We start from the raw sequence: 1,779 nt of genomic DNA, 5'->3' as shown, positions 1-1,779 counted from the left end.
GCTGCCGCCCCGGCGCCCGAACCCGCGCCGGTGCCCGCGCCTGAACCGGCAGCACCCGCCGCAGCGCTTGCAAGTGCCCCGGATGCAGTGGCCGTTGCGGAAGACCCCGCACCCGAAGCGCCGAAAGCCCCTGCCGCGAAACCGGCCAAACCCGCGCCCGCCAAGAAGCCGAAAGCGGCCAAGCCTGCCGCGAAGAAACCTGCAAAGGAAAAGCCCGCGCCAAAGACGGTCGCCACCGCGTCGGCACTGGATGCGGCACTTGCGAAGTCGAAGGACGCTCCGGTGGCGGGCGCGCCCGAACTTCTGGACGCACCACGCGGCGGCAAGGCGGATGATCTCAAGATGATCAAGGGCGTCGGCCCGAAGCTCGAAGGGCTTTTGAACCAGGTTGGCGTCTGGCATTTCGACCAGATCGCAAGCTGGAAGGCCAAGGATATTGCCCATGTCGATGAAAAGATGGTGGGCTTTCACGGCCGCATCACCCGCGATGAATGGGTGAAACAGGCCAAGGTGCTGGCCAAGGGCGGCGAGACCGAGTTTTCGAAGCGCGTCACCAAGGGTGACGTCTATTGAGGTGTGAATGACAAAGCCGAAGCCCGAGGATATGCGCCTTGCCAAAGAGGCGCGCTTGGTGGCGGTAGTGATCACCGCGACGATGATCCTCTGGCTTGGCGCGCAATGGCTGGGCGGGAAGGCGGGCTGGGAGACCCGTTTCGTCTTCCTCTTCGACCTGGCTGCTCTGGCCGCGTTCATCTGGGCGATGGTCGTAACCTGGCGGATATGGCGGCGGCAGAAGCGGCCCGAGGGAAATTGAGGACTTAAGATGCTGAAAGATCAGGACCGGATCTTTACCAACCTCTACGGGATGCATGACCGCTCGCTTGCCGGTGCGAAAAAGCGCGGGCATTGGAACGGCACGAAAGAGATCCTTTCGCGCGGCCGCGACAAGATCGTGGAAGAGGTCAAGGCCTCGGGCTTGCGCGGGCGGGGCGGGGCGGGCTTCCCCACGGGGCTCAAATGGTCGTTCATGCCCAAGCAGTCGGATGGGCGTCCGTCCTATCTGGTGGTGAACGCCGACGAATCCGAACCCGGCACCTGCAAGGACCGGGAGATCATGCGCCATGATCCCCATACGCTGATCGAAGGCTGCCTGATCGCCTCTTTCGCGATGGGGGCGAATGCCTGCTACATCTACATGCGCGGCGAATATATCCGCGAGCGTGAGGCGCTTCAGGCCGCGATCGATGAGGCTTATGACGCGGGCCTTGTCGGCAAGAATGCCTGCAAGTCGGGCTATGATTTCGACATCTACCTGCACCACGGTGCCGGCGCCTATATCTGCGGTGAGGAAACCGCCCTGCTCGAAAGCCTTGAAGGTCGCAAGGGCATGCCGCGTATGAAGCCGCCTTTCCCGGCTGGGGCGGGGCTCTATGGCTGCCCGACTACTGTGAACAACGTCGAATCCATCGCGGTTGTGCCCACGATCCTGCGACGCGGTCCGGACTGGTTCGCGAGCTTTGGTCGCCCGAACAACACCGGGACGAAGCTGTTCGGCATCTCGGGCCACGTCAACAATCCGTGTGTTGTAGAAGAGGCGATGTCGATCCCGTTGAAAGAACTCTTGGACAAGCATTGCGGCGGCGTGCGCGGTGGCTGGAAGAACCTCAAGGCGGTGATCCCGGGCGGGTCTTCGGTGCCGATGCTGCGCGCCGAGCAATGCGACGATGCGATCATGGATTTCGACTGGCTGCGCGAACAGCGGTCTGGCCTCGGCACCGC

At 63.2% G+C, this 1,779-nt stretch carries 3 protein-coding genes; all 3 read left to right on the top strand.

From position 1 onward, the window contains the following. The coding region (locus WBB85_RS05675) for a hypothetical protein (RefSeq protein WP_432637660.1) at positions 1 to 573 on the top strand (573 nt) is incomplete at its 5' end. Between the two features lie 7 nt (positions 574 to 580). Then, on the top strand, positions 581 to 814 hold the full coding sequence (locus tag WBB85_RS05670) for a DUF5337 domain-containing protein (RefSeq protein ID WP_432637659.1): 234 nt from the start codon (positions 581 to 583) through the stop codon (positions 812 to 814). A 9-nt stretch (positions 815 to 823) separates the two neighbouring features. After that, positions 824 to 1,779 (top strand): NADH-quinone oxidoreductase subunit NuoF (gene nuoF / locus WBB85_RS05665; protein WP_432637658.1); only part of this gene is annotated, 956 nt, incomplete at its 3' end.

It is taken from the genome of Albidovulum sp., from assembly GCF_049646345.1.
Taxonomy (GTDB): Bacteria; Pseudomonadota; Alphaproteobacteria; order Rhodobacterales; family Rhodobacteraceae; genus Albidovulum.
Note: the sequence above shows the minus strand (reverse complement) of the source record. Positions and strands in the feature narration are given on the sequence as shown.

What these genes read in the sequence shown, in the direction of transcription:
- WBB85_RS05670 (WP_432637659.1), top strand. Translation starts at nt 581, where the DNA reads ATGACAAAGCCGAAGCCCGAGGATATGCGCCTTGCCAAAGAGGCGCGC.